Source organism: Aromatoleum tolulyticum, assembly GCF_900156155.1.
Taxonomy (GTDB): domain Bacteria; phylum Pseudomonadota; class Gammaproteobacteria; order Burkholderiales; family Rhodocyclaceae; genus Aromatoleum; species Aromatoleum tolulyticum.
Genome location: NZ_FTMD01000008.1, coordinates 232,056 through 258,413, shown reverse-complemented (window position 1 = coordinate 258,413; position 26,358 = coordinate 232,056). Strand labels below are relative to the sequence as shown.

Here is a 26,358-nt window from a genome sequence, read left to right as displayed (position 1 = left end):
CCACCGCCGCCGCCAAGTCCGCCGCAGCGCTGAAGAGGCGCGAATTATATAGACCTCAAACAGGCCGTCAAGCGCTTTGTCGAAGTTTTCTTTTCCCGCAAGATTTCGCCGAGCAGTTGCTATACGAAGGGAGATGGGGAGGCGCCCTGCGCACATCGACGCAGGTATATCTGCAGCGCCCTCGTATAGGCGCGGAAACCGCGTCCTAGAGAACCTGGTACGCGCGAAGCTCGAAGCCATCGCCCGTGTAGGACGCATCGAGCGGTCTGAGTTTTTGCACGCTGCCGTTTCCGGTGACAAAGAGGGGAACGGTGGGGGCACCGAGCGCGCGCAGGGGCACGATGATCCGCACGGCCTCGCCGCGCAGCAGGGGGTCGCACAGCAGCACTTCGGCGGGCCGGCGCCCGTCGTCGACGTGGGCAAGTATCGGCTTGCGCGACAGCACCTCCAGACCAAGGTGCGTCGCACCTTCTTCCTGCGTCCACGCTCGCCTCACCAGCGCGAGTTGCCACCCCTGCCCATCGACGGGATGAATCCCGACGAGCTGGCCGGCGCAGACCGCTCCGTTCGCAGCGACCGCACCGAGCCCGCCCCGGCTGAGATCGCGGAGTTGCCATTCGTCGCGGCGCACCCCTTGCTCTCCCCGGAATACCATCCGAAGCTCATCGATGCCGGCAACCGCTGCGAGCGTTCCCGTCATCTGGTGGCGCCTGTGACGCCTGACGGGCGGAGCTGCAGACCAATGCCGCAGCAGATGATCCAGGGCACGCAGGTGAAGGGTGGCCGTTTCGACATCGGGCGAGGATGCCGGGGGTTGCGTGTCCGCAACGGCACGAGCCCTCGCCTCGCGGAACATTTCGGAAGCTAGACCGGGCGAGAAGAACCAGGCTCCCGCAGCAATTTCTGAAATGCCGACGAGTCTGCGCGGCACGCCGCCTTGCGGATCGACGAAATGGGTAGCCCCCTCGAAGACTTCGGGCTCGAATCGCACCACGGGCACGGACAGGCGCAACAACCGATCCACCGCGGCCAACAACTGCGGCGCAAGCAGGTCGAGCGATGCCGTGCACACTGCGAGCGCTCTGATGTAATGAAAGTCGACGGACTCTTCGGACGGCAGTACCACCGGCACCGGACGTGCCGCCGAGGAGCTGCGGTCGCCCGCTGCATGCATGAAAGCCGTTCCCAGCCACTGCCATAGATGCGGATGCGGAGGCCCCCCGCTGCAACGCTCCCATATCACCCGTTCGGCACCCGCGCGGACAAGGCGCAGACGGAGGTCGGCGATGGCATTGCGCTCGAGGACGCCGTCCCGCCCCGCGCCGTATGCGTTCAGGCTGCGTTCGAGCTGATCGAGCAGAGCCCCGAAAATGTCGCGCGCCGCATGCAGAAGGGGGCGGCTGTCCCGCCGGTCATCGAGCGTCGCAAGTGTTTCGCGAACGCGTGCAACGCAGCCGTGAATGATTTCGTCCAGGCTTGCAATGACGCGGTGGTGATTCTCGAGACCGGTCGCGTCCTGCCCGGAAAGTTTCGCCAGCTCGCGTTGGAGCGCGCTGATTTCGCGCAGCAGTTCGGGTGGCTTCGCGTAATTCGCGCCGGCGCGTGCGGTGGTTCGACCTGCCTGCGTCCGGGCGATGATCGGTTCCTGTGGCACGCTGGCTCCCCGGATCACCACACAATCTCCATAAGCTGACCGACCGCCGCGACCCGGCGGTTTGTAACAAGGCTAACACATGCCTGCGGCGGCGATTCGTGACGACTTGTACGCTCCACCTACGATGTAGAATCGCGCTCTCTCGGCCACGGACTCATACATGAAACAGTATCTGGACCTGATGCGGCACGTTCTCGAACACGGCCACCGGAAATCGGACCGCACCGGTACCGGTACGCTGTCGGTGTTCGGTTGGCAGATGCGCTTCGATCTCGGCGCGGGTTTTCCCTTGCTGACGACGAAGAAGCTGCACATGCGATCGATCATCCACGAGTTGCTCTGGTTCCTGCAAGGCGACACGAATATCCGCTACCTGAAGGAAAACGGCGTGTCGATCTGGGACGAGTGGGCCGATGCGAATGGCGACCTCGGGCCTGTATATGGAAAGCAGTGGCGGCGCTGGGAAACGGCCGATGGGCGAACGGTCGACCAGATCGGGCAATTGATCGACGGCCTGCGGCGCAACCCGGATTCGCGGCGACATATCGTGTCGGCGTGGAATCCGGGCGAGGTCGAGGGCATGGCGCTTCCGCCGTGTCATGCATTGTTCCAGTTCTATGTCGCGGGCGGACGCCTGTCCTGTCAGTTGTATCAGCGCAGCGCGGACATCTTCCTCGGCGTGCCGTTCAATATCGCCTCGTATGCGCTATTGCTGATGATGGTGGCGCAGGTATGCGATCTTGAGCCGGGGGACTTCGTGTGGACCGGGGGCGACTGCCATCTTTACCTGAACCACGTCGAACAGGCCAAGCTTCAGCTTTCGCGCGACACGCGCCCACTGCCGAAGATGACTATGAACCCGGACGTGAAGGATATTTTCGCCTTCCGATTCGAGGATTTCGCGCTCGAAGGCTACGACCCGCATCCCCACATCAAGGCGGCAGTGGCGGTATGAGCGCGACTCGGCCCGATGTGGTACTGATTGCTGCGGTCGCCCGCAACGGGGTGATCGGTCGGGACAATGCCCTGCCGTGGCGCCTGAAGGCGGATCTTGCGCACTTCAAGGCGACGACAGTCGGGCACCCGGTGCTGATGGGGCGCAAGACATGGGAATCGCTGGGACGGCCGCTGCCCGGACGGCGCAACCTGGTCGTTACGCGGGACGGGTCGTACGCTGCCAGCGGGGCGGAAGTTTTTGCGAGCCTCGACGCCGCACTTGCGGCCGCCGGTGACGGGAAGGTCTTCGTGATCGGGGGAGCGGAGATCTACCGGCAGCTGCTCGAACGCGCGGACGGCCTTGTCCTGACCGAGGTCGGGGCCGAGGTGGATGGCGATGCCTTCTTCCCCGCCTTCGATCGCTCGCTCTTTACCGAAACCCGCCGCGAATCCCACGCCGCCGACACGAACAACGAGTTTCCGTTCGACTTCGTCGAATACCGGCGCAAGTCCTGATCCGGACCGGGCGCGGCGGCTTTGCGCCGCCACTGCCCGGCCCTGAACTGCTCAGTCCTGCTTGACGCAGTCGACGAAGTAGTCGACGCGGCCGTTCGACTGCTCGCGCACGAATCCGTGGATGTCGGTCTCGAAGCCCGGGAAGGCGGCGTTGAAGTCACGTGCGAATTTCAGGTAGCGCACGATCGTCGCGTTGAAGCGCTCGCCCGGGATCAGGAGCGGAATGCCCGGCGGATACGGCGTGACGAGCATCGCGGTGACGCGCCCTTCGAGCTCGTCGATCGCGACCCGCTCGATCTCGCGGTGAGCCATCTTGGCAAAGGCGTCGGCGGGTTTCATCGCGGGCACCATGTCCGAGAGGTACATCTCGGTGGTCAGGCGTGCGACGTCGTGAGCCTTGTAGAAGGAGTGGATCTGCGCGCAGAGATCCTTCAGGCCGACCTTTTCGTAGCGCGGATGCTTGGCGATGAAGTCCGGCATGACGCGCCACAGGGGCTGGTTGCGGTCGTAGTCGTCCTTGAACTGCTGAAGCTCCGTCACCAGCGTGTTCCAGCGGCCCTTGGTGATGCCGATGGTGAACATGATGAAGAAGGAGTACAGGCCGGTCTTTTCGACAATGATGCCGTGCTCGGCGAGGTAGCGCGTGAGGATGCCGGCGGGGATGCCGGAACCGTCGAAGTCGCCGTCGACGTCGAGGCCCGGGGTGATGATCGTGGCCTTGATCGGATCGAGCATGTTGAAGCCGGGCGCGAGATTGCCGAAGCCGTGCCAGCGCTCACCGGCGTTGAGCATCCAGTCCTCGCGCTCGCCGATGCCTTCCTCGGGAAGGTATTCCGGCCCCCACACCTGGAACCACCAGTCGTCGTCGCCGAACTCGGCATCGACCTTGCGCATTGCGCGGCGGAATTCGACCGCCTCGGACAACGATTCCTCGACGAGCGCGGGTCCGCCAGGGGGTTCCATCATCGCTGCGGCGACGTCGCACGAGGCGATGATCGCGTACTGCGGCGAGGTGGAGGTGTGCATCAGGTAGGCTTCGTTGAAGATGTCGCGGTCCAGTTTGCACGTCTGCGAATCCTGAACGAGGATCTGCGAGGCCTGCGACAGGCCGGCCAGCAGCTTGTGCGTGGACTGGGTCGAGAAGATCATCGACGTCTCGCAGCGCGGACGGTCGGCGCCGATGGCGTGGTAGTCGCCGTAGAAATCGTGGAACGCCGCATGCGGCAGCCAGGCTTCGTCGAAGTGCAGCGTGTCGATCTGCCCGTCGAGCATCTCCTTGATGGTCTCGACGTTGTAGACCACGCCGTCGTACGTCGACTGGGTGATCGTGAGGATGCGCGGCTTCTGGCTCGCGGCCTCGCGGGCGAACGGGTTGGCCTCGATCTTGCGCTGGATGGTCTCCATCCGGAACTCGTCGATCGGAATGGGGCCGATGATGCCGTAGTGGTTGCGCGTCGGCGTGAGGAACACCGGCACCGCTCCGGTCATGATGATGGAGTGGAGGATGGACTTGTGGCAGTTGCGGTCCACGACGACGATGTCGCCGGGCGCGACTGTCGTATGCCACACCATCTTGTTCGAGGTGGAGGTGCCGTTGGTGACGAAGTAGAGGTGGTCGCAGTTGAAGATGCGTGCTGCATTGCGCTCGGACGCGGCGACGGGACCGGTGTGGTCGAGCAACTGACCGAGTTCCTCGACCGCATTGCAGACGTCGGCGCGCAGCATGTTCTCGCCGAAGAACTGGTGGAACATGTGGCCGACCGGACTCTTGAGGAAGGCGACGCCGCCGGAGTGCCCGGGGCAGTGCCAGGAGTAGGAGCCGTCGGCGGCATAGTGCGTGAGCGCGCGGAAGAACGGCGGCGGCAGGCTTTCGAGGTAGTTCTTGGCCTCGCGCACGACGTAGCGGGCGATGAACTCCGGCGTATCCTCGAACATGTGGATGAAGCCGTGCATCTCGCGCAGCACGTCGTTCGGGATGTGCCGGCTGGTGCGCGTTTCACCGTACAGGAAGATCGGGATATCGGCGTTGCGGAAGCGGATTTCCTCGACGAAGGCACGCAGGTCGGCGATCGCCTTGTTGGACGCTTCCGGCGACGAGAATTCTTCATCGTCGATCGACAGGATGAAGCCCGATCCCTTGCTCTGCTGCTGTGCGAACGAGGTCAGATCGCCGTAGCTGGTGACGCCCAGCACTTCCATGCCTTCGTCCTGGATCGCCTGCGCGAGGGCACGAATGCCGAGCCCGCTCGCATTCTCGGAGCGGAAGTCCTCGTCGATGATGATGATCGGAAAGTGAAAGCGCATTCCAGTTTCTCCAGCTTGCTGCCCTGCGGCAAACGGGAATCATACCCGTGTGTGGTTTGCTCCCGTATTACCGGAAAGTACAAAGGGCCGTCAGACGGCCCCTGTCGATGGTCGCTCCGTGCGAGACGGATCGGACGGTCGGATCAGATCTTCGGCAGCGTCACGCCGGTCTGGCCGAGGTACTTGCCCCCGCGGTCCCTGTAGGACGTGTCGCACACTTCGTCCGACTCGAAGAACAGCATCTGCGCGATGCCTTCGTTCGCGTAGATCTTCGCGGGCAGCGGAGTCGTGTTCGAGAATTCGAGCGTCACATGACCTTCCCATTCGGGCTCGAGCGGAGTGACGTTCACGATGATGCCGCAGCGTGCATAGGTCGACTTGCCGAGGCACACGGTCAGGACGCTGCGCGGGATGCGGAAGTATTCGACGGTGCGGGCGAGCGCGAAGGAGTTCGGCGGGATGATGCAGACGTCGCCCACGAAGTCGACGAAGTTCCGCGCGTCGAAATCCTTCGGGTCGACGATCGTCGAGTTGATGTTGGTGAAGATCTTGAATTCGTTCGCACAACGGACGTCGTAGCCGTAGCTTGACGTACCGTATGAGACGATCTTGCCGCCGTCGTTATGGCGCACCAGCTCGGGTGCGAACGGCTCGATCATCCCGTGCTGTTCCGCCATGCGGCGGATCCACTTGTCGGACTTGATGGACATGGGGGCGCGTTTTCCTCGGCGACCTGTCCGGCACCGGGCCGGACGCGAAAAATCCGCGTAGTTTAGGGCAAGCGCCGCCGGATCAAAAGACAAATCCGACGGCGCCTGCAGGTCAGGTGTTCTTGACGACGATATTGGGGAATTTGTGGGTCATGTCCTTGGCCCTCTCGGCCACGCGCACGGCCACTTTACGCGCGATTTCGCGGTAGATGCCGGCGATGCGCCCGTCCGGGTCGGCGACGACGGTGGGCGTGCCACTGTCGGCTTCCTGACGGATCTGCAGGTCGAGCGGAAGGGCGCCGAGGAAGGAGATGTTGTAGTCCGCGCAGAGCTTCTCGCCGCCGCCGGTGCCGAAGATCGGTTCCTCGTGGCCACACTTCGAACAGATGTGGATGCTCATGTTCTCGACGACGCCGACGATCGGAACGCCGACCTTCTCGAACATCTTAAGGCCCTTGCGCGCATCGAGCAGGGCGATGTCCTGCGGCGTGGTGACGATGACGGCGCCGGTGAGCGGCACGCTCTGCGACAGCGTGAGCTGGATGTCGCCGGTACCCGGCGGCATGTCGATGATCAGGTAGTCGAGATCCTTCCAGTTCGTTTCCTTGAGCAGCTGGTTGAGCGCCTGGGTGGCCATGGGGCCGCGCCACACCATCGGCGTCTCGACGTCGACGAGGAATCCGATGGACATCGCCTGCAGGCCGTGTGCCTCGAGCGGCTCCATGGTCTTGCCGTCGAGCGAGTGCGGCTTGTGCTCGCCGATGCCCAGCATCTGGGGCTGCGACGGGCCGTAGATATCGGCATCGAGGATGCCGACGCGCGCGCCTTCGGCCGCCAGCGCGAGCGCGAGGTTGGCCGCGGTGGTGCTCTTGCCGACGCCGCCCTTGCCCGAGGCCACGGCGATGATGTTCTTGACGCCCGGCAGGAGCTTCACGCCCTGCTGCACGGCATGGGCGACGATCTTGCTGCCGACCTTGACGTCGACCTGCTCGACGCCCGGCTGCGTGCGCACTGCGCCAACGGCCAGGTCGCGAATCAATGCGAACTGCGTCCTGGCGGGGTAGCCCAGTTCGATCTCGAAGCTCACGTTTCCGCCGGCCACCTGGAGGTTACGGATGCACCGGGACGACACGAGGTCCTTGCCGGTATTCGGATCGACAACAGTTTTGAGAACTTCGGTAACGGACTCGGGGGTGAGACTCATGACTGGCTTCCTCGGGATCACGGGCCCGCAAGCGGGGCGACAAGAACTGCATCATACCGAAGGCGGCGCCGGCGCTCACCCTCGGGCGCAAAAGGGTCATTCGGCCGCGCGCGACGCGGTAAAATCCGCGCCTCGCAAGAATTCCACCTTACAGGATATCCCGAGCATGACCCGTTTCCAGGCATTGGCGCTTTCCGCGTTGATCGCGCTGCTTTCCGCGTGCGCCACGCCGTCCGGTCCGCAACGCGAAGCCGCATCTCCGACCCAACCCGCCCGCGCACCGAGCGGCAATCTGCCGAAGGTCGACTGGAGCGCGGAACGGGCGCGAATTACGCGTACCTTGAGCGGCGCCAGCGATCTCTCGGTGATCACGCGCAGCGACGGCTACCTGCAGCTGTTGATTCCGGGCGCCGAGGCCTTCGCCCGCGACGGCGTCGAGCCCCGCCCGAGCCTCAAGGCGACGCTCGACCGCATCGCGACGGCGCTGAACGAGACGCAAGGAACCGAGATCCTGGTCATCGGCCACACCGACGCCGCCGGCAGCGAACTGCACAACATGCAGTTGTCGATCCGCCGCGCCGAGTCGGTCGTCGAATACCTGCGCGTGCGCGGCATCGCCCTGACACGCCTGCAGGCCGACGGCCGCGGCGAGACCGAGCCGTTCGCCGACAATGGCATCGAAGCCGGACGCGCCAAGAACCGCCGGGTGGAAATGATCGTCCGCCCCTTTGCCCGTTAGGCTTCCCACTCGCGCACCGACCGATCAATATGGCGGAGCGCGTTTGTTACACTCCCGTTTTCGATTCCTGAATCCGCACATGTCCCGCAAGATCCTCGTCACGAACGCCCTGCCCTACGCCAACGGCGACATCCACCTCGGCCATCTGGTCGGATACATCCAGGGCGACATCTGGGTGCGCTATCAGCGCATGCGGGGAAGCACGGTGCATTACGTGTGCGCGGACGACACACACGGCACGCCGATCATGTTGCGCGCAGAGAAGGAGGGGATCACCCCCGAAACGCTGATCGGACGCGTGCATGGCGAACACCTGCGCGACTTCACCGACTTCGGCGTCGCGTTCGACAATTACCACAGCACACACAGCCCCGAGAACCGCGCCTACGCCGAAGAGGTGTACAAGCGGCTCACGGCGGCGAAGCTGATCGAAACGCGCTCGATCGAACAGTTCTACGACCCGGTGAAGGAAATGTTCCTGCCGGACCGCTTCATCAAGGGCGAATGCCCGAAGTGCGCTGCAGCAGACCAGTATGGCGACAACTGCGAAGTATGCGGCGCGGCCTATGCACCGACCGAACTGAAGAATCCGTACTCGGCCGTATCCGGTGCGAAGCCGGTGCTCAAGACTTCGGAGCATTTCTTCTTCCGGCTGTCGGATCCGCGTGCGGTCGCCTTCCTGCGCGAATGGACGCGCGGGACCAACGCCGCCGGCACCCGCCGCCTGCAGGCGGAAGCCGCGAACAAGATGAAGGAGTGGCTCGGAGAGGACGGTCAGGAAGGGGAGAACACCCTGTCCGACTGGGACATCTCGCGTGACGCCCCCTACTTCGGCTTCGAGATCCCGGGTGCGCCGGGCAAGTATTTCTACGTGTGGCTGGATGCGCCGATCGGCTATCTGGCGAGCTTCCGCAACCTCGCGGACAAGCGCGGCGACATCGTCGTCGATGACTTCGTCGATGCCGCGCGTGCGGAAGCGGCGGGCACCGAGATGGTGCACTTCATCGGCAAGGACATCCTCTATTTCCACGCCCTGTTCTGGCCGGCGATGCTGCAGTTCGCGGGCCTGCGCACGCCCTCGCAGCTGTGCGTGAACGGGTTCCTGACCGTCGACGGCGCGAAGATGAGCAAGAGCCGCGGCACCTTCATCACCGCCCGCTCCTACGTCACCCAGGGCCTGAACCCGGAATGGCTGCGCTATTACTTCGCGACGAAGTCGAACGGGACGATGGAGGACGTCGACCTGAACCTCGACGACCTGATCGCGAAGGTCAATTCGGACCTCGTCGGCAAGTACGTGAACATCGCCAGCCGCTGCGCGGGCTTCATCACGAAACGCTTCGACGGCAAGCTCGCGGCGAGCGACGCCGCAGCGACCGCCGCGTTCAAGGCGGCCCACGAGGCCGGCACGATCGCGCAGGCCTACGAGGAGCGCGACTACAGCCGTGCGCTGCGCGAGATCATGCATCTCGCAGACCTCGCGAACCAGTACGTGAATGACCGGAAGCCGTGGGAGCTTGCAAAGCAGGAAGGCCGCGAAGCTGATCTGCACGTCGTGTGCAGCACCGCGCTGACGCTGTTCCGCGACCTCACCCTGTATCTGAAGCCGGTGCTGCCGGCACTGGCCGCCAAGGTCGAGACCTTCCTGGCGATCGCCCCGCTGGGGTGGCAGGGCGAATGGCAGCCCCTGCAGGCCGGCCATGTGGTGAACATATACGCCCACCTGATGACCCGCGTCGAGCGCAAGCAGATCGACGCCCTGCTCGAGGCCAACCGCGACTCGCTCGCCCCGGCCCCCGCCGCTGCGGCGGCCGATGCGAAGGCGGCGACGTCGCAGCAGCGCCACGCGGAGAAGCAGCAGCATGCGGCGCAGACGGCTGAAACGGCCTCGCCGCATATCTCGATCGACGACTTCACGAAGGTTGACCTGCGCATCGCGAAGATCGTCGCTGCCGAGCACGTAGAGGGTGCCGACAAGCTGATCCGCCTGCAGCTCGACATCGGCGAGGACAAGCCGCGCCAGGTGTTCGCCGGCATCAAGTCGGCCTACGATCCGGCGTCGCTGGTCGGGCGGATGACAGTGATGGTTGCCAACCTCGCGCCGCGCAAGATGAAGTTCGGCCTGAGCGAGGGCATGGTGCTCGCCGCATCCGATCCGGACGGCAAGACCGGCGGGCTCTACGTCCTTTCGCCGGATGCCGGTGCCACTGCGGGGATGCGCGTCAAGTAAACGAACGACTGGGTCGCAGCCCGATGCCCCTCACTCCCTCGAAACGCTGGATCGTGCGGCAGCGCACGGCGCCCGGATGCTGGTACTGGACCAGCACCCCGGATACGCAACGGCACACAGAGGAATCGAGGAAGCATCGTGATCAGTTTTCGCCCCAAACTGTTTGACACCCTGCCCGGCTACGGGCGGGGTCATTTCACCCAGGATCTTTCCGCAGGCATCACCGTGGGCGTGCTCGCCCTCCCGCTGGCGATGGCGTTCGCTATCGCCAGCGGCATGAGTCCCACCGCCGGCATCTGGACCGCCATCGTGGCCGGCTTGCTGATCTCGACGCTCGGCGGCTCCAAGGTCCAGATCGGCGGCCCGACCGGGGCCTTCATCCCGATCATCTACGCCATCGTCGTCGATTACGGCGTACAGAACCTGCTCATCGCCACGATGATGTCGGGCGTCATGCTGTTCGCGATGGGCGCGTTCCGCCTCGGCAACATGATCCGCTTCATCCCGGTGTCGGTCGTGATCGGCTTCACCAACGGCATCGCGGTCGTGATCTTCATCTCGCAGATCAAGGACTTCCTCGGGCTGTCGATCGACAAGATGCCCGGCGAGTTCTTCGGCAAGATGGAGGCGCTGCTCGGCGCCGCGCACACCATCCAGTTGCCGACGCTCGCCGTGGCGGTGGCCTCGCTCGCGGTGCTGTTGACCTGGAACCGCGCGGCGACCCGTGTGGCGTGGATGCGGCGGCTGCCCGGGCCGCTCGCGGTGCTGCTGATCGCCACCGCGATCAACGCGCTCGTCCAGCTTCCCGTCGACACCATCGGCAGCCGCTTCGGCGGCATCCCGCAGCAGGTACCCGATTTCGGCCTGCCGGCGCTGTCGCTCGGCACGCTCGGCAAGCTCATCGCACCGGCGCTGACGATCGCGCTGCTGGGTGCGATCGAGTCGCTGCTGTCGGCCCGCGTCGCGGACAACCAGATCGACGACCGGCACGACCCGAACCAGGAACTGATGGCGCAGGGCATCGCGAACGTGGCCGCCCCGCTCTTCGGCGGCTTCGCGGCGACTGGCGCGATCGCCCGCACGGCGACGAATATCCGCTCCGGCGGACACACTCCGGTCGCCGGCATGATCCACGCGTTCGTGCTGCTGGCCGTGGTGCTGGCGCTCGCCCCGCTCGCGAGCCACATTCCGCTGGCGACGCTGTCCGCGATCGTGGTCATCGTTTCGGTGAACATGGGCGAGTGGCATGCGTTCGCATGGAAAGAACTCACGCGTTACTCACAACAGTACCGCATCATCCTGCTCGGCACCTTCTTCGTGACGGTCGTCTTCGACCTGACGCTGGCAGTGGAACTTGGCATGGTCCTGGCGAGCCTGTTCTTCATCTACCGCATGTCGGACCTCACGCGCGTCGAGCGCATCGCGCTGGAGGACTATTACGGCGTCGAGGCCCTTTCGCGACCCGACGGCACGCCACGCATCCTCGCCTACCGCGTGTTCGGCAGCCTGTTCTTCGGCGCGGCAAACAAGCTCGAGAATCTGATGCTGCTGCAGGACGGACATCCTGACGCGATGATCCTCGACATGGAGAAGGTCATCAACATCGACACCACCGGCCTCGACATGCTTCAGGCGCTGCACCGTGCGCTGGACAAGCGCGGCACGCAACTGATCCTGTGCGACCTGAACGCGCAGCCCGCCTCGATCGTCCAACGATCGGGGTTCACCGAAACGATCGGCAGCGAAAATCTCGCCGGCAACATCACCGACGCGCTGCTGCGCGCGCAGCGCTGCGGGAGTCGGAACGCGGAGGTGTCCTATGCCTGAAACCGATCATGTCGTGCGTCACCTGATGATTCAGGGGCTCGTTCAGGGTGTCGCCTTCCGCGCGAGCGCCCGCGCGGAGGCCGAACGTCTGGGCCTGTGCGGCTGGGTGAGGAATCGCGCAGACGGCAGCGTCGAGGCTGTGGTGGCGGGGTCGGCCGGTGCGGTCGAGCACTTTGTACGCTGGGCTCACCGCGGCCCGTCGCAGGCCCGGGTGGATAGGATCGCCGTGAGTCCGGCAGCGCGGCCGGAGCAGACCGGATTTCTGATGCTGCCGACCCTGTAAGGGGTCTGTTGAAAAAAGAAAAGCCCACCCGATCTTACGACCGGATGGGCTCTGAACTCAGTCAGGTGCGCTTAACGCCACTTGTAACGCATCGACGCGCCGACGAAGGTGGTTTCCTGGGTTTCGTCCTGCGAAACGACCGTTCCATCAACGTAGAAGGCCCGCGCCCATGCCCAGTCGTTCGTGCTCCACTGGTTATGCACCGCGTCGAAGCGCAGCGTCACGTCCTTCTTGAGGGCGTATTCGGCAAAGAGCTCCAGCGCCGTTACCGTGTATTTCACGTCGGCGATCCCGGCCGTCACGGGGCTGCCGCTCAACCCGTAACCGCTGAGGTTGTGCGAATAGGAAAGATCGCCCCCCAGCTTCCACTTCTCGCCGACAGCTCCGCGCAAGCCGACGCCGAACGCCTCGGTCAGTGACTTGAGGTTGGCCTGCCAATCGGCGCTCGACCGCGCAGCATTGACCTGGCGGGCGTATTCGCGCGAAGCCCAGGCGTGAGTGCTCCAGTCTGCGGAGAATGCGTACGCCCCATCCAGCGACCAGAACGTGCCGCGCCCCTTGTCGACGCCGTATCCGCCGTCCTTGAAATCGTCGTCGAAGGCGTCGGCCGTCAGCTGGAACGTCAAGGTTTCGGTGGGCGCCCAATCGAGACGTGCGCGGACTTTCTCGCGATCGCGGTCGGCCAGATGGTAGGGCACCGCAAAATACGTGGCCGCGGCACCGGTTGCCGTCTCCTTGACGAGATGCGAGCCGCTGCGTTCGCTCTGGATGAACGCCAGGGATCCGTTGAGCGTTGCCGACAGCGAGCGCGACAACTCGACACGGTAGGCGGTTTCCTCCGTGCGCTTGCGGGTCGTGACGAGACGCGCTGCGTAAACGTCCCGCTTCTTCTCATCGTAATCCAGCCCAGCGGTCACCTTGAAACCCGCGGGGAGCATGTAGCGCGCCTCGAGTTTGCCGGTATTGACCTCGAAATCGCGTGTCTCGTTTACGCCGCTGAAGGTTCTCGATTCTGTCGTCGAGAAGTAGCGCCGCGCCGTGGTCTGATCGTCACGATTCTCGTGGCGCCAATCCGCAACGATGGTCAGGGCGGAAAGCGGCCGGGCGCTGAGGCCGATCTGCGCGAGCGTGGTTTCGACCTTGCCGTCGAGGTCCCTGTTGCCCGGATCCGCACGGACGACGAACGCATCCTGCTGATAGGCGAAACTTCTCGCAAGCTTGAAGTTCGCGCGGGTAGTGGGCGTAAAACTGTACCCGCCGGTCAGGTAGAACTGGTGGGCGTGGTTGTCCGGCGGCAGGGCGATACGGCTCGGGTTGGCAATGTCCGTCAGCCTGATCGACGAGTTGCCGTTCTCGAAAAACGACCCGTAGTAACCGGCAGACAACTGCAGATCCTTCCCTGCATACGCGAGGACCACATCGAGTTGCTGCATCGTGTGGTCGATCGGCTCGCCGAGGAAGGCCACGTTGAGGTTGCCCGGATACACGCCGAACAGGCGCCGGCCTTCCTTCGTATCCTGCTTGGCCTTGACCTGCACGCTCCAGCCCGGGGCGAGAACGTACTGCCCGCCGGCGCTGAACGCCTCCCGCGACGTCTTGAAGCGCACGTCCCGCGCGCGGCTCGCCGGACCGAAGACGTCGAGCGTATCGTGGCCGAGACCCTGCACACCGGTCCTGACGTCGTATTGCGAGAAGCGCGGAGTCTGGTCGTATTCGAGGAAATACTTCCAACTGCCCTGAACGCCGTGCTCGAAACGCAGGCTGCGGTTGTCCAACCCGAGATTGCGACCGTTAAGCAGCAACCAGCGGCCCGACTCATCTTCGCGCCGAACCAGGTTGATGTCGGCGATTGCGTAGAGCCCGAGATCCGGCATGCCGGAATACTGGCCGAAACGCGCAGCGTCTTCGGTAAGGTAGCCCAAACCCAGGCTCACCGAGCTCTCCGGGCGAATCAGGCGGGTGATGGTATCGTCCTCGGCAAAAGCCGGGGCGAATGCGGCCGACAGCGAGGCGGCGATGATGCTCAGGCTGACGGCGCGAACGCGATTGATTTCTTTCATGTTCATTCCCTCCCCTGTCAGCGGCGCAGCGCACGGCCGGAGTTCGTGTCATCGAACGGGTTGTTGGTGCCATGGATGTTCGTATGGCAGTTCAGGCAGCCGCGTCCGACGATCAGCTTGGTCGCGAACGAAGCCGCCCCCGACACCGCCCCTTCCGGATTCGGCACCATCTGCTGATGGGTCTGGTTCTCATGACACTGCTGGCACAGGAATGGTGCACGCTGCTTGAGCAGGTTGTCATTCACACTGCCATGCGGCGTGTGGCAGATCGTGCAGTCTTCCGTCACCGGCTGGTGGCTGCGCACGAAGGGGCCGCGCTTTTCCATGTGGCACGTGTAGCAGGTGGCAACGACGCTGTCGCGCTGCATCAGCTTCGGCCCGGCGGAACCGTGCGGATTGTGGCAGTCGACACACACGACCTTGCGCTCCGGGATCGGATGGTGGTTCGGGCGCATCACCTGCGCGCGCTGCTCCTTGTGGCAGCTGAAGCAGACATCGGGCTGGGTCTGGCGGTCGCGGACCGGATCCTCCGACGAGTGGATCTTGTGGCACGACGTGCATTCGAGGTTCGCAGCGGCGTGCGGGCCAGTCTGCCAATGCGTACGCTGGCCGCCCTGGTGGCAATTCAGGCAGACCTGGTTGCGCTCTTCGATGGGCGTCGAGGACTTCGGCCCGAAATTGACGGTGGGCTTCGGTCGCTCCGTCACGTCGGACGGCTTGCTCACGTGCGTCGGGCTTTCCCCGTGGCACGCCGTACAGGTTCCAGCCTTCTTGTCCGCCATCGTACCGTGGCGGGTCTGGCCGATCGACAGGACCGGTTTGGCTTCCCCCTCGTCGTGGCAGCGCGTACAGACCGCGTCGCCAACCTGGACAATGTCCTTGGCGGCATATGCATGACCGATCAATGCTGCACCGGCCAGCAAAGCCAGCATCCACTTGCGGATGCCTCCTGCTTGCTTGCTCATCACCTTCTCCCCTTTGGTACTGCCTGCGCCGCAGCGACGACACCCTGTCGTCGCTGCGGCATCAAACGGCGCGAAGCGGACCACGGCCGCGGGTACCGCTTTCCAGGCCTGCCTGCCGGCAGCTCCGGAAAAGTCCCGCCTCCCTGTTGTAATCAGCCGCGGTGCGATTCGCGCCGGATTCGTTTCAAAGCGAAAGGATCCACTCGACGACGTTCTTGACCGCCGCCGGATCCTCGGTCTTCAGCGTCTCGTGGTCTTCTTCCTTGCCCTCGACCTTGACCTTGCTCGGCACCGTGACGTGCTTGGTGAGCTTCTCCATCGCCTCGGGCTTGCCCTTGTACTTGCCCGCGGTTTCCTTGAACGCGGGGCCGTCCTTCTTCTTATCGACGGCGTGACAGGTCAGGCACTTGCTCTTGCGAACCAGCGCATCGGCGGCGGCGGCATCGAGCGCGGCGGCCGGCAGGCTCGTTGCACTTGCTGCGAGGGCCATGGCGACAACAAAAAGACGCTTCATTTCAACTCCTTGGCAAGGCTCCGGATACGGCTTGCCTCATTTGTAGCAGAATGTTTCTTATACCTTTCGGACTATGTACCGGCAACCACCCGTGTGGCGCCGAAACGACAAGCAGACCACTAGATACGGAAGCGCCGGATCTCGTCGCGCAACTGTGCCGACAACGCCTCCAGGCTGGCCGTCGCGCACGCTACACCGTCGAGCGAAGAGCTCGTCTGCTGTGCGAGCCCGGCAATCATCTCGACGCTGCTGGCCGCCAGCGTGCTCGCCTTCATCTGTTCGTCGGTAGCCGTGGCGATGCTGTTCATTCCGTCGGATACACCGCCGGCCGACTCCATGTTGCTGCGCAAAGCCTCGGACACCCGCAACATCGACTCGCGAATCAGCACCAGCGCATGCGCACCCTGCGTGATCGCTTCACGCACGCCGACCGAACCGCTATTGAGCTTGTGCGTAACGTCGTCGATGTCGCTTGCCGAGCGGTTGGACTTCTCCGCGAGTTTGCGCACTTCGTCTGCAACGACGGCAAAGCCTCTGCCGTGTTCGCCCGCGCGGGCAGCCTCGATGGCAGCGTTGAGCGCCAGCAGGTTGGTCTGGTCGGCGATCTCCTTCACCTGTGCAGTCAGACTCGAGATCGCATCGGTGTTGTGGATGAAGTCGCCGACGGTCTGGGTCATCTTGCTCACCGCACTTTCGACATCGGACAGCCTTCCCGTGAGCTCACGCACGTCGGCATTGCCGGCTTCGGCGCGCGACAGGCTGTCGCGCGCGACCTTGAGCACCTCACCGCTCGCCTGGGCGACCGACATGATGCTCGCAGCCATCTGCTCGACGGCGGACGCCGCCGAAGCGGACTTTTCGGACTGCTCGCCGGCTCCTGCCCGGATCTCGACCGTCCCGCGCTGGAGATCCGAGGCGGCGCTCGACACTTGATCGGCCGACGAGGAAATGTTGCGGATGACGCCCTGCAGTTTCTCCATCATCTTGTTGAAGTAGGCAGCGGCCTTGCCCACCTCATCCGCGGCACGCACGGGCAACCGCTGCGTGAGATCGCCCTCCCCTTCCGAAATGTCCCGCAGCCGGCTGGACAGTTCGGCTAGCGGACGCGCGACCACCGCCTGCAGGAACACGAAGATGAGGACCATCATCAGGCCCAACGCGGCGAGCGCGCCGCCGATCAGTTTGGACCGTGCCGCCGAGACCGCCGCATCCATGCGGTTGAGCGACACCTCCATCGTCACCGCTCCCAGCACGGTTCCTTCGGGGTACTCGTCATGACATTCGGTGCAGTCCTTGCCGAGATAGTCGGTCCGGTTGATAGCCGGGAATACCGCCTTCAGGATCTTCCCCTTCTCAGCATCCGTGCGCAGCTCGAAGAAGGGCTTGGCACTGTCGATCGCTGCCTTTTCGTCAGGCCCGACGTTCATTTCGTCTTCGTCGCCGTCGCCGAACTGATGGATGACCGGCTCCGCCCGAACGACCCGCATGTCCGTAAGTCCCGACGATTTCTTCACCTGGTCGAGATAGATCGCACGCTTCTTGATCGTCTTGGTGCTCTTCATGAACACCAGCGTCGCCATCGTCATCTGGTTGATGGTCTCGGCGAAGTCGTGGGACTGGCTGATCGCCATGCTCTCCTGCTCTGCCGATACCCATACAACCAAGGTCGTACCGACGGCGATCAGGAGGATTCCGATCGCCATCATCAGGCGGACCCAGATCGGCGAGTTCTTCAGTCGTTGCATCATGGCTGCGTTGTCCTGTTTCCGCTTCCTGCTCGTTCGCGGGGTAAACCGCGGACGCGTGTCTCACTTATACGTAGGTATTACGGTAAATCAGAAACAAAGTTTAACAATGATCGAAATCAGGGAAAAAACGCCGCCAATTCCTCGAAAGCCGACGATAGGAAACTTCTATCGCCCGACCGTGCAAAAGACAATTGGAACTTTCCAAATCGTGGCAACATAATCTCCGGTCATTCACCCCACTCAGGAGACGACTAACATGGCAGTCCTCGTCGGCAAGAAGGCCCCGGATTTCACCGCCAGCGCAGTGCTCGGCAACAACGAAATCACGAACATCACGTTCTCGCAAGTCACGAAGGGCAAGTATGCCGTCGTGTTCTTCTACCCGCTGGACTTCACCTTCGTGTGCCCGTCGGAGCTGATCGCCTTCGATCACCGTCTGGACGAGTTCAAGAAGCGCGGCGTCGAAGTGCTGGGCGTGTCGATCGACAGCCAGTTCACCCACCTCGCGTGGAAAAACACCCCGGTCAACAACGGCGGCATCGGCCAGGTGCAGTACACGTTGGTCGCCGACGTCAAGCACGAGATCTGCCGCGCCTATGACGTCGAAGCCGAGGGCGGCGTGGCATTCCGCGGCTCATTCCTGATCGACAAGAACGGCGTCGTGCGCCACCAGGTCGTCAATGACCTGCCGCTGGGTCGCAACATCGACGAGATGATCCGCATGGTCGATGCGCTGCAGTTCACCGAAGAGCACGGCGAAGTCTGCCCGGCCGGCTGGAACAAGGGCAAGGCCGGCATGAAGGCCAGCACCTCCGGTGTCGCGGAGTACCTGGCCGAGCACGCCAAGGAACTCTGACCGACCCCTGCCGGATCAGCCGAAAGGCCGCGCCCTCACGGGCCGCGGCCTTTCTTTTTTTCGCCCTGCCTCAGTTCGGATACAGGATCTCGACCGATTCCGGCGGCAGCCACTCGCGCAGGCTGTCGAGCAGCGCGTCGTCGAGACGCACGCGCCAGGCGGCGCCGAGCGGCAGCTCCGCCTCGGCCTGGTCGTTACGATAACGCAGCGAGATCGGACAGACGCCGTGGCGGAACGGCGCGAGCAGCGTCTCGAGCCTGTCCGCCGCTGCGGCGGCTCCGCCCGCGCTCTTCACCTCGCCATTCACGCTGATCTGGAGCGCCTTGGCAAAGCGCGAACGCGCTTCGCCGAGCGACAGCAGCTTGTCCGCGACGATGCGCAGACCGCCCGTGAAGTCGTCGTTGCTGACCTTGCCTTCGACCACCAGCACTTCGTCAGTGACGATCTTGGTCCGGTTCGAGTCGAAGACTTCGGAGAAGACCGAGACCTCGCGCACCTGAGAGCCATCATCGAGCACGACAAAGGCCATCTTGCCGCGGTTCGTCATCTTGGTGCGTACGTCCATCACCACGCCCGCCAGCATGGCGAGGTCGCGGGACGGTTCGAGCTGTGACAGCGGACGCCGGATGAAGCGCCGGACCTCCTCGCGGAAGCTGTTGAACGGATGGCCTGACAGGAAAAAACCAATCGCGGTCTTTTCTTCCTTCAGCCGCTCGCGCTCCGTCCATGCACGCACGTTCGCGTATTGGGGCGCCGCACCGGCCGCCTCCGGTACGAGATCGAACAGGCCGCCCTGCATCGCATTCGCGGCGGCCTGTTCGGCCGCCTCCATCGCCAGCCCGACGGTCCCGAGCAGGCGGGCGCGGTCTGCGGTGCCGCCGGGTGCGATGGTATCGAATGCCCCCGAACGGATCAGTGCCTCGATCACGCGCCGGTTGACCATGCGCCGGTCCACGCGCGCGCAGAAATCGAACAGATCCTTGTACGGTCCTCCGTTCCCGCGTGCTTCGAGGATGGAGCGCACGGCCGGCTCGCCGACGCCCTTTACCGCGCCGAGACCGTAGCGGATGGTCTTGCGGTCGGTCGGCACGAAACGGTAGTCCGACTGGTTCACGTCGGGCGGCAGGATCGTCAGGCCGTTGGCGAGCGAGTCCTCGAAGAAGATCTTGATCGTGTCGGTGTTGTCGAGGTCCGCCGACATCGTCGCAGCCATGAAGGCCGCGCAGTGATGCGCCTTGAGCCACGCCGTGTGGTAGGTGACGACCGCGTAGGCAGCGGTGTGCGACTTGTTGAAGCCGTACTCCGCAAACTTCGTCATCAGGTCGAAAAGCTGCTCGGCGAGTGCCGGGTCGTAGCCTTTCTGCTTGGCGCCGGCCGCGATGGTCTCGCGGTGCTTGGCCATCTCGTCGGCCTTCTTCTTGCCCATCGCGCGGCGCAGCATGTCGGCGCCGCCGAGCGTGTAGCCGCCGATGATCTGCGAGATCTGCATCACCTGTTCCTGATACACGATCACGCCGTAGGTCGGTTCGAGGCAGGGCTTGAGGTCGGGATGGAAGTAGTCGATCTCCTGCTGGCCTTTCTTGCGCAGGATGAAGTCGTCCACCATGCCCGAGCCGAGCGGGCCCGGACGGTAGAGCGCCAGTACCGCGATGATGTCCTCGAAGCGGTCGGGCGCGAGCTTCTTGAGGAGCTTCTTCATCCCTTCCGATTCCACCTGGAAGATCGCGGTGGTGTTCGCGTCTTTCAGGATCTGGTAGGCGGCGGGGTCGGTGAAGGGCAGCGCGGCCAGGTCCGGCTTGGTGCCTGTGAGGCGCTCGACGTACTCGACCGCGAGTTCGATGATGGTCAGGTTGCGCAGGCCGAGGAAGTCGAACTTCACGAGGCCGACGGCTTCCACGTCGTCCTTGTCGAACTGCGACACCGGCGTCGCGTCGTCGCCGTCGGCGATATACAGCGGACAGAAGTCGGTGAGCTTGCCCGGCGCGATCAACACGCCGCCGGCATGCATACCGACGTTTCGACTCAAACCTTCAAGCGGCTCGGCGAGGCTCCACAGCTCCTGCACCGACTCCCCGTCGTTGCCGTCCTTCATCATCTCGCCGATCTGCGACTCCATCTCGTAGGCCTTCGCCAACGAAACAGGCTTCGCGCCTTCGATCGGGATCAGTTTCGAGAGGCGGTCGCACAGACCGTAGGGCAGATCGAGCACCCGGCCAACGTCGCGCACGACAGCCTTCGAGGCCATCGTGCCGAAGGTCGCGATCTGGCTGACCGCATCCTTGCCGTAGCGCTCGCGCACGTATTCGATGACGCGGTAGCGGTTGTCCTGGCAGAAGTCGATGTCGAAGTCGGGCATCGACACCCGCTCGGGGTTCAGGAAGCGCTCGAACAGCAGCGCGTAGGCGAGCGGGTCGAGGTCGGTGATGCGCAGGCTGTACGCGACCAGCGAGCCCGCGCCCGAGCCCCGGCCCGGGCCGACCGGCACGCCGTTCTGCTTGCCCCAGTTGATGAAGTCCGCAACGATCAGGAAGTAGCCGGGGAAGCCCATCTGGATGATGGTGTCGGTCTCGAACTTGAGCCGCGCCTCGTAGGTCGGACGCTGGCGCTCGCGTTCGGCCTCGTCCGGATACAGCTCCTGCAGGCGCACTTCGAGGCCGGCCTTGGCCTCGGCGACGAGAAAGTCGTCGAGGGTCATCCCTTCCGGCGTCGGGAACTGCGGCAGGAAGTTCTTGCCCAGCTGCACCGTCAGCGAGCAGCGGCGCGCGATCTCGACGGAGTTCTCGAGTGCCTCCGGGATGTCGGCGAACAACTCGCACATCTCGTCCTGGCTCTTGAGGTACTGCTCCTCGGTGTAGTCGCGCGGGCGCCGCTTGTCGGCCAGCACATAGCCCTGCGCGATGCACACGCGCGCCTCGTGGGCCTTGAAGTCCTCGCGCTTGAGGAACTGCACAGGGTGGGTCGCCACCACCGGCAGCCCCAACCTGCCGGCCAGTTGCACGGCCTGACGCACGTACCCCTCCGCGCCCGCATGACCTGCGCGCTGCAGCTCGATGTAGTAGGCGTCCGGGAACAATGCGGCCCATTCGGCGGCGAGCCGATCGGCAAGTTCGACATTGCCGTTCGCCAGCGCCTGCCCCACTTCCCCCTCGCGCGCACCTGACAGGCACAGCAGGTCGGACGCGGCGCCGTCGGCGAACCAGTCGCGACGAATTTCGGCACGCCCGCGGTGCTTGTTGTCGAGGAAGGCGCGGGTCAGCAGCTCGCACATCTGCCCGTAGCCCTTGCGGTTCTTGCAGATCAGCAGGGCACGGAAGGGCTTGTCGCGATCGATATCGTTGGTGATCCAGGCATCGACGCCGACGATGGGCTTCATGCCCTTCCCGCGCGCGCCCTTGTAGAACTTGACCATGCCGAACAGGTTGGCGAGGTCGGAAATTCCCAGTGCCGGCATGCCGTCGGCGGCCGCGCGGGCGATCGCCTGGTCGATCTGGACGATGCCGTCGGAGATCGAGTACTCGGTGTGCAGGCGGAGGTGGATGAAGCGGGGTTCGTGAGAGGCAGTCATCGGCGAATTTTACCCGATCGCCCAACACCCCCGAGCCCCAATTCGGCCGCGGCTGCCGTCGGTCCGACAGGCCGCCGCAAGAAGTCAGCGCCCGCCTGCCGCCTCACGCGCCTTCATCAGGGAGAGCTTGCGCGACTGGTCCGCTTCGAGGATTTCGGCCCGCTGCTCGGGTGTGAGCGGCGCGCCCAGATCAAGCTCCAGAGCGGAGATCAGGCGCGACGCAGCCGACGTGATGCGCCGCTCGTCGGGCATCGCCCGGCGCACGCGTGCCGGCGTCGTACCCGTGATGCGGGCGACCTCCGCAACGAAATGGTCCTCGATGCGGCGACTTGCCGCCGACAGCGATGCCGTGCGCGCCGGGTCCATCGCCGAGGACGGGCCCGGCTGTGCCACGGCCAAGGGCGCGAGCGGCAGCGCCAGCAGGATCGCGATCGCGACGCATGCCCGCCGCGATGAACCGGTTTTGTGCGTCATGTCACGCCCGCCGCTCAGGGCAACAGGATCGTGGAACCGGTGGTACGGCGCGCCTCGAGATCACGGTGCGCCTGTGCGGCATCCTTCAGGGCGTAACGCTGATTGATCTCGATCCTCACCTTGCCCGATTCGACCACTTCGAAGAGCTCGTTCGCCATCGCCACGAGATCGTCGCGTTTTGCCGTGTAGGCGGCGATGCCGGGACGCGTGACGTAGAGCGATCCCATCGTGTTCAGCAGGTTGAGGTCGAACGGCGGCACCGGCCCGGACGCCGCGCCGAACAGCACCATCATGCCCAGCGGACGCAGGCAGCGCAGCGAATCCATGAAGGTGTCCTTGCCGATGGAGTCATACACGACGGGCACGCCGGCACCGCCGGTGATCTCGCGCACACGTTCAGTGAAATTTTCGCAAGTGTAGACGATCGGATGATCGCACCCGTGGGCACGGGCCAGCTCGGCCTTGGCGTCGGATCCGACCGTGCCGATCACGGTCGCCCCCAGCGCCTTCGCCCACTGGCAGGCAATCAGGCCTACACCACCCGCCGCGGCGTGGATCAGCACCGTATCGCCCGGCTGGACCCGGTAGGTGCGACGCAGCAGGTATTGCGCCGTGAGCCCCTGCAGCATCATCGCAGCGCCCTGCTCGAACGAAATCGCCGCGGGCAGCTTCACCACGCGATGCGCAGGCAGGTTGCGCACTTCGGAATAGGCTCCGAGCGGGCCGCCGGCGTAGGCCACCCGATCCCCCGGCACGACCTCGGTGACGCCCTCGCCCACCGCCTCGACCACGCCCGCGCCTTCCAGGCCCAGGCCGGAGGGCAGCGGCACCGGATACAGGCCGCTGCGATGATAGGTATCGATATAGTTCAGGCCGACGGCATGATGACGGACGGTCACCTCACCCGCGGCGGGCGCGCCGACATCGACAGCTTCCCACCGGAGCACTTCGGGACCACCGGTCTGATGGAAGCGAATCGCGTGAGTCATGTCAAAGTCCCTTCTTCCGGAAATGTTACGTGGATTGTAAACCCTGTTAACGCCTGAACAGCCAGATAAGCAGACTCAGGACGACGGAGACGAGCAGCCCCGTCGTGATCGGGAAGAAGAAGTCGGAACCGTCGCGATGGATGTGGACGTCGCCCGGCAGACGACCGAACGGAATCCTGGCGAGCCAAGGCCAGAACAGCCCGGCGGCGAGAGCAAGAAGGCCGAGGATGATCAGCAGTTTTTGCATGATCGATTCCCCGGCCTCCCTGGAAAGCATGCGCGGTCGGAACCCGGATCCGGATCCCGACTGCGCCGTGCTGTGCGGCTTACACAGCAGCGCCCGATTGCATGCGCTGCTCGTAGGCGTCGACCACCGCAACGGCGGTAATATTCACCAGACGACGCACCGTCGCCGACGGCGTCAGGATGTGCACCGGCAGGCGCGCGCCCAGCAGCATCGGGCCGATCGAAACGCCGTCGCCGTTGGCCATCTTCATCATGTTGAAGGAGATGTTCGCAGCGTCGATGTTCGGCATCACGACCAGGTTGGCTTCGCCGACCAGCGTCGACTCCGGATTCACGCGGCCACGGATCTCCGGCGACAGCGCGGAATCGCCATGCATTTCGCCGTCGCATTCGAGCCCCGGAGCGATCTGGCGCAGGATCCCTGCCGCCTCGCGCATCTTGCGCGCGGACGCCGAGCGCGAGCTGCCAAAGTTGGAATGCGACACCAGCGCGACGCGCGGCTCGATGCCGAAGCGGCGCAGCTCCTCGGCAGCCATGCGCGCGATCTCGGCAACCTCTTCCGCGTTCGGATTCTCGTTCACGTACGGGTCGGTGATGGCCAGCGTGCGCTTCGGCAGCAGCAGCAGGCTCATCGACGCGAAGAGCTTGGCGCCGGGCTTCAGGCCGATCACGTCCTCGACCTGCTTGAAGTGATAGTCGTAGGTGCCGAAGGTGCCGCACACCAGCGCGTCGGCATCGCCGCGGCGCAGGACCATGCAGCCGATCAGCGTCGTGTCGCGGCGCATCTTGGCCTTTGCCAATTCGGGCGTCACGCCGTCACGGCACAGCAGGCGGTGGTATTCCTGCCACAGTTCCTTGTAGCGCGGATCGGATTCCGGATTGATGATGTCGAAGTCGCGGCCCGGCACGAGGTTCAGGCCGATCTTCTGGATGCGCATCTCGATCACGCCCGGACGGCCGATGAGGATCGGGCGGGCGAGGTTTTCCTCGATGACGACGCGGGCGGCATGCAGGACGCGCTCGTCCTCGCCTTCTGCGTACAGCACACGCTTGAACTCGGCCGGTACGCGCTTCGCGGCACCGAACACGGGTTTCATGACGATGCCGGATTGATACACGAAGTCCGACAGACTCGCGGCGTAGGCGCTCAGGTCTTCGATCGGCTTGGTCGCGACCCCGGATTCCATCGCCGCCTTGGCGACAGCCGGGGCGATCTTGACGATCAGGCGCGGATCGAAGGGCTTCGGGATGATGTACTCGGGGCCGAAACGCAGGTCGGCACCGCCGTATGCGGACGCGACGATATCGCTCTGCTCGGCCTGGGCGAGTTCCGCGATCGCACGCACGCAGGCGAGCTTCATCTCCTCGTTGATCGTCGTGGCGCCGACGTCGAGCGCGCCACGGAAGATGAACGGGAAGCACAGGACGTTGTTCACCTGGTTCGGGTAATCCGAACGGCCGGTGGCGATGATGCAGTCCGGACGGACCTTCTTGGCGTCTTCCGGCAGGATTTCCGGGTTCGGATTCGCGAGCGCGAAGATCAGCGGCTTGTCGGCCATCGACGCGACCATTTCCGGCTTCAGCACACCAGCGGTCGACAGCCCCAGGAACACATCGGCCCCGACCATGACGTCAGCCAGCGTCCGGCCGTTTGTGTTCTGCGCGTAACGGGCCTTGTTGGCCTCCATGTTGTCTTCGCGGCCGACGTAAATCACGCCCTTGGAGTCGCAGACGTAGACGTTCTCGCGCTTCAGGCCCAGTCCGACCATCAGGTCCAGGCACGCGATCGCCGCGGCGCCCGCGCCCGAGCAGACGAGCTTGACCTTGTCGATGTCCTTGCCGATGACCTTCAGGCCATTGATCAGGCCTGCCGAGGAAATGATGGCCGTGCCGTGCTGGTCGTCGTGGAAGACCGGGATCTTCATGCGCTCGCGCAGCTTCTTCTCGATGTAGAAGCACTCGGGCGCCTTGATGTCTTCGAGGTTCACGCCGCCCAAGGTGGGTTCCAGCGCGGCGATGATCTCGATCAGCTTGTCGGGATCATTCTCGGCCAGTTCGATATCGAATACGTCGATGTTGGCAAACTTCTTGAACAGGCAGCCCTTGCCTTCCATGACCGGCTTCGAGGCGAGCGGACCGATGTTGCCCAGACCGAGCACCGCGGTGCCATTGGTGACGACCGCAACGAGGTTGCCGCGCGAGGTGTACTCGCGCGCGTTCGCCGGGTCTTCGACGATCGCGTCGCACGCCGCGGCGACGCCGGGCGAATAGGCCAGCGCCAAGTCGCGTTGATTCACGAGGCTCTTGGTCGGAACGACCGAAATCTTGCCGCGCGTCGGCGCACGATGATATTCGAGTGCCGCTGCGATGAAATCCTGATCCATTGTTCTCCCTCTCCGGGTCGGTGAGATGTATTGTTCCCGTGGTGTTATTCCAGGACGGCGATAAACCTATACCAGTCCTGGCGCCTCGCCAATTGCGATCACCCGCAGCCGTCCGGCATATTCCGTCCGAAACTCCCGGGGCCGGGACCAATCG

Annotated in this window: 20 protein-coding genes; 7 read left to right on the top strand and 13 right to left on the bottom strand. The window is 64.3% G+C overall.

What is annotated here, in order from left to right; genetic code table 11:
- Positions 1–205: 205 nt before the first annotated feature.
- Positions 206–1,672, bottom strand: a complete 1,467-nt coding sequence (locus BW991_RS14020) for a hypothetical protein (RefSeq protein WP_139335940.1) — start codon at positions 1,670–1,672, stop codon at positions 206–208.
- A gap of 142 nt (positions 1,673–1,814) precedes the next feature.
- Here BW991_RS14020 and BW991_RS14015 point away from each other — a divergent pair, with 142 nt between their 5' ends.
- On the top strand, positions 1,815–2,609 hold the full coding sequence (locus tag BW991_RS14015; protein ID WP_076602723.1) for a thymidylate synthase: 795 nt from the start codon (positions 1,815–1,817) through the stop codon (positions 2,607–2,609).
- Positions 2,606–3,106, top strand: a complete 501-nt coding sequence (locus BW991_RS14010) for a dihydrofolate reductase (RefSeq protein ID WP_076602722.1) — start codon at positions 2,606–2,608, stop codon at positions 3,104–3,106. The genes BW991_RS14015 and BW991_RS14010 overlap by 4 nt, the downstream gene beginning before the upstream one ends.
- 51 nt (positions 3,107–3,157) lie before the next feature.
- Here BW991_RS14010 and BW991_RS14005 read toward each other — a convergent pair whose 3' ends face one another.
- The 3 genes from BW991_RS14005 to apbC form a co-directional block, all read right to left on the bottom strand.
- A complete protein-coding gene (locus tag BW991_RS14005) occupies positions 3,158–5,410 on the bottom strand; it encodes an arginine/lysine/ornithine decarboxylase (RefSeq protein ID WP_076602721.1) in 2,253 nt (750 codons plus the stop codon).
- Positions 5,411–5,553: 143 nt separating this feature from the next.
- On the bottom strand, positions 5,554–6,120 hold the full coding sequence (gene dcd, locus BW991_RS14000; protein WP_076602720.1) for a dCTP deaminase: 567 nt from the start codon (positions 6,118–6,120) through the stop codon (positions 5,554–5,556).
- A 112-nt stretch (positions 6,121–6,232) separates the two neighbouring features.
- Entirely contained in the window at positions 6,233–7,324 is a 1,092-nt protein-coding gene (gene apbC, locus BW991_RS13995) for an iron-sulfur cluster carrier protein ApbC (protein ID WP_076602719.1), read from the bottom strand.
- On the opposite strand from apbC, the gene BW991_RS24175 reads away from it, so the two are divergent.
- From BW991_RS24175 to BW991_RS13975, 4 genes are all read left to right on the top strand, one after another.
- Positions 7,323–8,063: an OmpA family protein gene (locus tag BW991_RS24175; protein ID WP_244551694.1), complete on the top strand. Its 741-nt coding sequence runs from the start codon at positions 7,323–7,325 to the stop codon at positions 8,061–8,063. The two genes, apbC and BW991_RS24175, sit on opposite strands and share 2 nt — an antisense overlap.
- A gap of 79 nt (positions 8,064–8,142) precedes the next feature.
- A complete protein-coding gene (gene metG / locus BW991_RS13985; RefSeq protein ID WP_076602717.1) occupies positions 8,143–10,293 on the top strand; it encodes a methionine--tRNA ligase in 2,151 nt (716 codons plus the stop codon).
- 135 nt (positions 10,294–10,428) lie between these two features.
- Positions 10,429–12,120, top strand: a complete 1,692-nt coding sequence (locus BW991_RS13980) for a SulP family inorganic anion transporter (RefSeq protein WP_076602716.1) — start codon at positions 10,429–10,431, stop codon at positions 12,118–12,120.
- The gene (locus BW991_RS13975) at positions 12,113–12,403 is read left to right on the top strand and encodes an acylphosphatase (RefSeq protein ID WP_076602715.1); all 291 of its coding nucleotides are present in this window, start codon (positions 12,113–12,115) and stop codon (positions 12,401–12,403) included. Before BW991_RS13980 ends, BW991_RS13975 begins: the two co-directional genes overlap by 8 nt.
- A gap of 71 nt (positions 12,404–12,474) precedes the next feature.
- Here the strand turns inward: BW991_RS13975 and BW991_RS13970 are convergent, their stop codons facing one another.
- The 4 genes from BW991_RS13970 to BW991_RS13955 form a co-directional block, all read right to left on the bottom strand.
- Entirely contained in the window at positions 12,475–14,463 is a 1,989-nt protein-coding gene (locus BW991_RS13970; RefSeq protein ID WP_170879107.1) for an MtrB/PioB family decaheme-associated outer membrane protein, read from the bottom strand.
- Positions 14,464–14,480: 17 nt separating this feature from the next.
- A complete protein-coding gene (locus tag BW991_RS13965) occupies positions 14,481–15,428 on the bottom strand; it encodes a DmsE family decaheme c-type cytochrome (RefSeq protein WP_076602713.1) in 948 nt (315 codons plus the stop codon).
- Positions 15,429–15,612: 184 nt separating this feature from the next.
- Positions 15,613–15,942 (bottom strand): c-type cytochrome, encoded by a 330-nt coding sequence (locus tag BW991_RS13960; RefSeq protein ID WP_076602712.1) that lies wholly within the window; start codon positions 15,940–15,942, stop codon positions 15,613–15,615.
- 119 nt (positions 15,943–16,061) lie between these two features.
- The gene (locus tag BW991_RS13955) at positions 16,062–17,690 is read right to left on the bottom strand and encodes a methyl-accepting chemotaxis protein (RefSeq protein WP_076602711.1); all 1,629 of its coding nucleotides are present in this window, start codon (positions 17,688–17,690) and stop codon (positions 16,062–16,064) included.
- Positions 17,691–17,946: 256 nt separating this feature from the next.
- On the opposite strand from BW991_RS13955, the gene BW991_RS13950 reads away from it, so the two are divergent.
- Positions 17,947–18,546 (top strand): peroxiredoxin, encoded by a 600-nt coding sequence (locus tag BW991_RS13950; protein ID WP_076602710.1) that lies wholly within the window; start codon positions 17,947–17,949, stop codon positions 18,544–18,546.
- A gap of 70 nt (positions 18,547–18,616) precedes the next feature.
- On the opposite strand, the gene dnaE is transcribed toward BW991_RS13950, so the two are convergent.
- From dnaE to BW991_RS13925, 5 genes are all read right to left on the bottom strand, one after another.
- A complete protein-coding gene (gene dnaE / locus BW991_RS13945; protein ID WP_076602709.1) occupies positions 18,617–22,111 on the bottom strand; it encodes a DNA polymerase III subunit alpha in 3,495 nt (1,164 codons plus the stop codon).
- Positions 22,112–22,195: 84 nt separating this feature from the next.
- Complete coding sequence (locus BW991_RS13940) at positions 22,196–22,585, bottom strand: hypothetical protein (RefSeq protein ID WP_076602708.1); 390 nt, start codon at positions 22,583–22,585, stop codon at positions 22,196–22,198.
- Positions 22,586–22,599: 14 nt separating this feature from the next.
- On the bottom strand, positions 22,600–23,574 hold the full coding sequence (locus BW991_RS13935) for a quinone oxidoreductase family protein (protein ID WP_076602707.1): 975 nt from the start codon (positions 23,572–23,574) through the stop codon (positions 22,600–22,602).
- Between the two features lie 46 nt (positions 23,575–23,620).
- A complete protein-coding gene (locus tag BW991_RS13930; protein WP_076602745.1) occupies positions 23,621–23,821 on the bottom strand; it encodes a DUF2905 domain-containing protein in 201 nt (66 codons plus the stop codon).
- A 79-nt stretch (positions 23,822–23,900) separates the two neighbouring features.
- Positions 23,901–26,204 (bottom strand): NADP-dependent malic enzyme, encoded by a 2,304-nt coding sequence (locus BW991_RS13925; RefSeq protein ID WP_076602706.1) that lies wholly within the window; start codon positions 26,202–26,204, stop codon positions 23,901–23,903.
- Between the last annotated feature and the right edge of the window lie 154 nt (positions 26,205–26,358).

Excerpts from the sequence above, each read along its gene's own strand:
- BW991_RS14010 (WP_076602722.1), top strand. The coding sequence starts at position 2,606 with ATGAGCGCGACTCGGCCCGATGTGGTACTGATTGCTGCGGTCGCCCGC.
- BW991_RS13940 (WP_076602708.1), bottom strand. The coding sequence starts at position 22,585 with ATGACGCACAAAACCGGTTCATCGCGGCGGGCATGCGTCGCGATCGCG.
- BW991_RS13935 (WP_076602707.1), bottom strand. The coding sequence starts at position 23,574 with ATGACTCACGCGATTCGCTTCCATCAGACCGGTGGTCCCGAAGTGCTC.
- BW991_RS13975 (WP_076602715.1), top strand. The coding sequence starts at position 12,113 with ATGCCTGAAACCGATCATGTCGTGCGTCACCTGATGATTCAGGGGCTC.
- BW991_RS13950 (WP_076602710.1), top strand. The coding sequence starts at position 17,947 with ATGGCAGTCCTCGTCGGCAAGAAGGCCCCGGATTTCACCGCCAGCGCA.
- BW991_RS14015 (WP_076602723.1), top strand. The coding sequence starts at position 1,815 with ATGAAACAGTATCTGGACCTGATGCGGCACGTTCTCGAACACGGCCAC.
- dnaE (WP_076602709.1), bottom strand. The coding sequence starts at position 22,111 with ATGACTGCCTCTCACGAACCCCGCTTCATCCACCTCCGCCTGCACACC.
- BW991_RS24175 (WP_244551694.1), top strand. The coding sequence starts at position 7,323 with ATGACTGGCTTCCTCGGGATCACGGGCCCGCAAGCGGGGCGACAAGAA.
- BW991_RS13970 (WP_170879107.1), bottom strand. The coding sequence starts at position 14,463 with ATGAAAGAAATCAATCGCGTTCGCGCCGTCAGCCTGAGCATCATCGCC.
- BW991_RS14005 (WP_076602721.1), bottom strand. The coding sequence starts at position 5,410 with ATGCGCTTTCACTTTCCGATCATCATCATCGACGAGGACTTCCGCTCC.
- apbC (WP_076602719.1), bottom strand. The coding sequence starts at position 7,324 with ATGAGTCTCACCCCCGAGTCCGTTACCGAAGTTCTCAAAACTGTTGTC.
- BW991_RS13930 (WP_076602745.1), bottom strand. The coding sequence starts at position 23,821 with ATGCAAAAACTGCTGATCATCCTCGGCCTTCTTGCTCTCGCCGCCGGG.
- BW991_RS13965 (WP_076602713.1), bottom strand. The coding sequence starts at position 15,428 with ATGAGCAAGCAAGCAGGAGGCATCCGCAAGTGGATGCTGGCTTTGCTG.
- BW991_RS13955 (WP_076602711.1), bottom strand. The coding sequence starts at position 17,690 with ATGATGCAACGACTGAAGAACTCGCCGATCTGGGTCCGCCTGATGATG.
- BW991_RS13925 (WP_076602706.1), bottom strand. The coding sequence starts at position 26,204 with ATGGATCAGGATTTCATCGCAGCGGCACTCGAATATCATCGTGCGCCG.
- dcd (WP_076602720.1), bottom strand. The coding sequence starts at position 6,120 with ATGTCCATCAAGTCCGACAAGTGGATCCGCCGCATGGCGGAACAGCAC.
- metG (WP_076602717.1), top strand. The coding sequence starts at position 8,143 with ATGTCCCGCAAGATCCTCGTCACGAACGCCCTGCCCTACGCCAACGGC.
- BW991_RS13960 (WP_076602712.1), bottom strand. The coding sequence starts at position 15,942 with ATGAAGCGTCTTTTTGTTGTCGCCATGGCCCTCGCAGCAAGTGCAACG.